The organism is Fibrobacter sp. (genome assembly GCA_012523595.1).
Lineage (GTDB): Bacteria > Fibrobacterota > Chitinivibrionia > Chitinivibrionales > Chitinispirillaceae > JAAYIG01.
The window spans coordinates 1-6,153 of the sequence record JAAYIG010000009.1; the positions used below are offsets into that span (position 1 = coordinate 1).

A 6,153-nucleotide genomic window follows, 5' to 3' on the forward strand; every position below is an offset into this window, starting at 1 on the left:
GCCTTCCCGGGTCGATGCGGTTATACGACAGTGAGGGAAACCCATCCACCCTTACTCCCTATCCTCAGCCGCCGGTAGTAGATACCCTGATCGCAGGAAATACCTACACATTTGTGGCAAAGATATTCGACCGTAACAATATATGGCTGCCCGGCTATGAGGTAGCCTCTGTCAGCAGAACCCTTATCAACTGGAGCATCACGAGAATCGAGGGGTTTGCGGCTGCCGACACACTGGACTCCAGAACGAGCCATATAGTGACATTCTCCCCTAAAAAGGCTTACAGCACATATCAGATCACCGCGGAATTCAGAGAGGGATCCAGGTCCTTCACTGCGTCAGTCAATGTTTATGTCAAATACGGTCCAGTCGATCACCTGGTTATAGAGGGCAGTTCCAATCCCACCGGGATCCATTTGACGCAGGATAACCCTCTCAATGTAATTGACTTCGGCAGCAGGGATACGGTGAAAACCGCTTACGCTATTCTGCGGGATGTCTATGGCAACTATATCGGAAGATCGCAGAGTACAAACTGGACAAGTCTTAACACAGCCCTGGTAACTGCAAATGAAGGATTTGCGACTCTGGGGGAAGGAAGAGTCAGAAGAATCGGCACCATTGGCACCACAAAGGTAATTGCAGTCAACCGCAACAACACAGCTCTGTTTGACACTGTCGATGTCAATGTTTCGGATTTCTCTATCGATTCACTGCGGATAGTGGTGAATAACTCCGTGAGAATCGATTCCCTGGTGATGCGTTCGGATCAGGACACGACTCTGCAGGTACAGGGAAAAAGATCCTATGATGGAGAGTGGGTTTCAGTTGATGGAAACTGGAGTTACACCTCGACCAGTGTTTCACTTGGTGCAAACTCCACATCTTTCTGGGATTTCGCTCCCGGGGACACAGGAACAGGAAAGATCATTGTTACAAGGGGATCTGCGGTACCAGATACGGTGTATGTGAAGATTCTCCCTGGCTTACCTGTAAAGGTAGTTCTTTATCCCAAAGGAGGGGCTCCGGATGCTTCCAATACGCCTTATCCAAACCCTGAGCAGGCCATAGAGGCTGTTGCAGGAAAGGCGCTTCCATTAACTGCAAAGGTATTTGATCATAAAAATGTCTGGTTAGCCAGCTATGAACTGCCTGTCAGCGAAAATACCAGTAAGTTTCAATGGAAAGTTGAGGAGATGCCCGGTTACACCTCAACTGGTGTTCTTGATACTACTTTCGGCATCAGTAATTCTTTTATGCCGATAAAGGCATATCAGACAGTACAGATAATGGTGAATTTCCGTTATGACATTTCCCGTGTGTATAGTGACACAGTAAAGGTGACAGTCATTCCCGGACAACCGAAAGCACTTTATATCGAGTCCAGCCCTGACTGGCACAGCAGCCCAAATACTCCAAATCCTGCTGATACGGTTCAGATCACAGACAGTTCTGCAACCACATCCGTGTATGCCCTGTTGCGGGATTCCCTGGGCAATTTTGTCCGCTATGCCACAATTAAAGAATGGGGAGTTGTAAATAATGACACCATAGTTTCTCCACGCAACGGGAATACCAATCTGGGTGAGGGAATTATCGAGCGAAAAGCCAAAGACGGAATTGCAAGAGTATTTGCAGTTGACACAAGCGGTCTGCGTGATACAGTAGCGGTAAAACTTCTTGGCTACCACTATGTTCAATTGCAGATAATGAGGGGCAATGAAGTCATCAATTTACTCGATATCAATACAAATGAGCATGTCACAATAAGAGTTCAGGGTATGCGCTCTGACACAAGAGAGTGGGAAGATTTTTCAGGAAGATGGGCTAACAGCACCAGTCTCAAGATGATTCCAACTGCTCCCGGCAGGGCACACTCCTGGAATTTCTCACCTACGGACACCGGAAAGGGAATTATCCGGGTAACAGATCCGGATGGATTAGCGATACCTGATACTATCGATGCGATATTCCGTCCCGGTCCTCCCAATAGAGTTGTGATAGAGATCGTAACCCCGCCAGACAAGCGCAAGGCTGGAGATTCTATTATTACTGTTATCAAGATATACAATGAAGACGGACTTGTTCCCGGAGATTACTGTTTTTACGCTGATTCAGGCAATGGTGTCCGGTACACCGATACTCTTGGAACCGGCGGCAGACCGAAGCCCTTTGTGCTTATAGGAGGAGACACGCTGTGGCTTAGTGAAGAAGGGAACCAGTGTTTCAGCAGCGGATTGGATACTGTCCCGATTGTGCTTTACTACGTGCCGAATGATCCTGACAGCATGCATCAGATCTCTGTGGATCTGGGTGGCTTGACAGCAGTTACAGATCCTTTCACCCTGTATCCTGCTGCTCTTGATTCCCTTGCTCTTCAGTACCAGGATGGAACTCCTGTCGGGGACACACTTGTACTGCGCTACCCACAGGGAGGAGCGATGATCTACGCGATCGGCTATGATCAGTATGGAAACAAACGGGGACCGGAGAAGAGCGACTGGAGCACAGATTCCACCCTGCACAGAGTTCCGCAGGGAACAGGCCAGGAAAGAATCTGGTACGATGCATCAGGGGTTAAAGACAATGAATTCGGGAATCTGACTGCAGCAGCCAATGATTCTATCAAGGCGAGTACATTTATCAAGATTATCGGTCCATTGGTAACTGTTAAATCAGCGGTTACCGGTGATGACAACGGAAACGGTTATCTTGACAGAATCACTCTGACTTTCAGCAAGGAGGTTTCGCTTCCTGAAGATTTTGCTGAGATCAGCGGTATCAATATCTACCGCGGCAACACTTCCTTTACTGTTGAAAAGGTGATCGGAGGTGGAGCGGACGGGAAAGACAGTGTGTGGACTCTGATCCTTAAAGAAGTAAAGAATGGCGAACCCCAGACCAGCTGGACTCCCTATATTTCATTCGATGCCATCCCTGAGGCGGGAATCGATTCACTTTCGAATCTTGTCGCAAAAGATGGCGCCGGGCCGGTAATCTGGAAAGTGACAAAGCAGATCAAATCCGCTGATCAGGACAGGACCAGAGATATTGTGACTGTTGTTTTCAGCGAGCCGGTGATGAACAACAAGGGAGGGGATCTCAGCACGGATGATGTACCTGCGGTGATGTTTTACATCTGGGAAGTTGATCCCACCCAGGAATCCGGTTACAGGCTGAAGGACAGCCTGCTGCTTAATATCGACAACCTTCAGAGTGCTGATGAGTCTGTTGTTACATTCCTGACTGAAAACAATGTCGATTTGAACCCCAGACATTTTGTAAGCATCAGGATGTTTGGTGACTCTTCGTACATCACTGACAGGGTGGGCACCGGCAATTATCCGGATCCGGACAACCAGCGCGTTAGGATAATTGTCACAGGAATACAGGCTGACAAGCTGTATTCATACCCCAATCCCGCTCTGGCTACGGTAAAAAGAGTTCCTGCTGGTCGGATTTACGCCAAACATGCACCTAATGCAAGAAATTGGGTAAAAGAGGATAATGCCGGGGTAGTGATTAATTTTAATCTCTTCGTTCCGGATGATATCTCTACAAAAGTCAAGTGTATAATAAAAGTCTATGATGCGATTGGTAACATGGTGAGCACCAGTACCGAGAAAAATCTTCTCTCCAGTATACCAGTGGAAGCTCTTAAAGAGAGCAGCGGGACTCTCTTCCCTATTGACCTTTACTGGAATGGTTTTACACAAAAGAAGATGAAAGCCGCTCCCGGAGTTTACAAGGTTTTGGTATACGTTGAGTATTCCGGTAAGGAATTTAAGAAATACAATTCGCAACTGGTCGGAAAAGTAGGATTAATGCACGGTTCTGCCAGGTAGATTTAATTCTGGAGTCAGCAAATCAGGCTGACTCCAGTCCCTCTTTACTCCTGCCTTCCTGAAATGATAGACAACTTATACCGCGTATTACATTTTTATCTCATAACAGTTTAGTCTGGCGGGTGAATATGGGTAAAGGTAAATTATCCGATACAAACAAGATGCTTGAAGGCATAGCCGAGATCAGCAACGCCATCATGGAAAAAAACTATCTGGATGATCTTCTGAGACTTATTGTCTCGGTTACTGCCAAGATCACCGGATCAAAAATCTGTTCCATCCTTCTTCTTGACAAAAAGAAAATGGAACTCGTGTTGCGTGCCTGCCAGACAGATTCGGGCAGTTACAACCAGCGCACAAACACACCACTTGGGAAAGGGATTGCCGGACGGGTGGCACAGACCAACAAGCCAATGACAGTTCTGGATGTGCGCAAGGATTCCCGCTACATTAATAGAAGAATCGCTGAAAAAGACGGACTGGTTTCCCTTCTCTCTGTTCCAATGAGTGTGGAGGGAGAGGTTATCGGTGTGATAAACTGTTATACACCGGAAATTTATGAATTTTCCAAAGAAGATGTAATGACTCTGACCACAGTTGCTGCACAGGCAGCCGTTCTCTTTAAAAACACCGAGCTTCGCATAATGAAGGAGATTATTCAGAAAGAGCTTGAAGATAGAAAACTGATCGAGCGGGCCAAAGAGATTCTGATGGATAAAAAGAAGGTTACCGGGAAGACCGCATTTGAACTGATGCGGAAACAGAGCATGAATTCACGTACATCCATGGCTAAAATAGCAGAATCTATCATTCTGATCTCATCGTTTGACTGATATACAGGCATTATGTAGTTTCTTTTTTTAATCCGGATTGGATTTTCCGATAGCTGAACAACGATGTTCAGTAAAAATTGAGTATCGAAGTTGATGCCCGACCCCTGGAGACAGGAGCCGGGCTTCTTTTTTTGACTACTGATTTTGACCACTGATTAAGCTGATTATAATGATTGCACTGATTTAAATAAGGAAAAAGAAACACAGATGCAAAAAATGCGAAGGTTGTAATCGGAGATATTATCAGGCACTTAAGATGCAGTATGATATCAATACCAAAGGAGAGGAAAAAGGTTTAATTTAGTGGACAATTTTTGAAAGCAGAGATGTAAGTAATATTCATAGTTTCTGAAAGGAGCATTTATGTCATCAGTTGTTTCTGCATTTATGGAGAAGGTAAAAGCCAAAAACCCGGGCGAGAAGGAATTTCTTCAGGCGGTCGAGGAAGTTGTAACATCTTTGATGCCTTTTATCGAGAAGAACCCTCGTTACCAGAAGGCAAAAATTCTGGAAAGGATGGTAGAGCCGGAGCGAGTGATAATGTTCCGGGTGGCCTGGGTTGATGACAAAGGAGAGGTGCAGGTCAATCGTGGTTTCCGTATCCAGATGAACAGTGCTATCGGGCCATACAAAGGCGGTCTGAGGCTTCACCCCTCGGTGAACCTCGGAATACTGAAATTTCTGGCTTTTGAGCAGGTTTTCAAAAACGCTCTTACTACCCTTCCGATGGGTGGAGGAAAGGGAGGATCAGATTTTGATCCCAAGGGGAAGTCAGACAATGAGGTGATGCGTTTCTGTCAGGCGTTCATGACTGAACTGAGCCGTCATGTTGGTGCAGATACAGATGTTCCGGCAGGAGACATTGGAACCGGTGCACGTGAAATCGGGTTTATGTATGGTCAATACAAAAGACTCAGAAATGAGTTTACTGGTGTGCTTACAGGGAAAGGACTTAACTGGGGTGGAAGTCTGATCAGGCCGGAAGCGACAGGTTATGGTCTTGTATACTTCTGTGAAGAGATGCTCAAGACCAGAAATGAAAGTTTCAAAGGAAAAATTGTCACTATTTCCGGTTCCGGGAATGTAGCTCAGTTTGCAACCGAGAAAGCTACTCAGATGGGTGCAAAGGTTGTCTCTCTTTCCGATTCAAATGGCACCATCTACGATCCTGATGGGATAGATGAAGAAAAGCTGGCGTTTGTGAAGGATCTCAAAAATATAAAGCGCGGGCGCATAAAGGAATATGCAGATAAATACAAATGTACATACCTCGATGGGAAACGCCCCTGGGGGATCAAGTGTGATATTGCTCTTCCTTGCGCAACTCAGAATGAGATAGAGAAGAGCGAGGCAGAAGAGCTGACTAAAAACGGTTGTATCTGTGTTGGTGAAGGCGCCAATATGCCCAGCACACCTGATGCAGTAGAGGTTTTCATGGGAAAGAAAATTCTATATGCTCCCGGAAAGGCCTCCAA

General features: G+C 46.1%; 3 protein-coding genes. All 3 read left to right on the top strand.

All coding sequences use genetic code 11. The annotated features are described in order from the left end of the window. Window positions 1-3,845: hypothetical protein (locus GX089_00375; protein ID NLP00925.1), on the top strand; the 3,845-nt coding region annotated here is incomplete at its 5' end. Between the two features lie 128 nt (window positions 3,846-3,973). Beyond that, entirely contained in the window at window positions 3,974-4,678 is a 705-nt protein-coding gene (locus tag GX089_00380) for a GAF and ANTAR domain-containing protein (protein ID NLP00926.1), read from the top strand. A 363-nt stretch (window positions 4,679-5,041) separates the two neighbouring features. After that, window positions 5,042-6,153, top strand: a 1,112-nt coding sequence (gene gdhA / locus GX089_00385) for an NADP-specific glutamate dehydrogenase (GenBank protein ID NLP00927.1), incomplete at its 3' end; no start/stop codon positions are given.

What these genes read in the sequence shown, in the direction of transcription:
- GX089_00380 (NLP00926.1), top strand. Translation starts at nt 3,974, where the DNA reads ATGGGTAAAGGTAAATTATCCGATACAAACAAGATGCTTGAAGGCATA.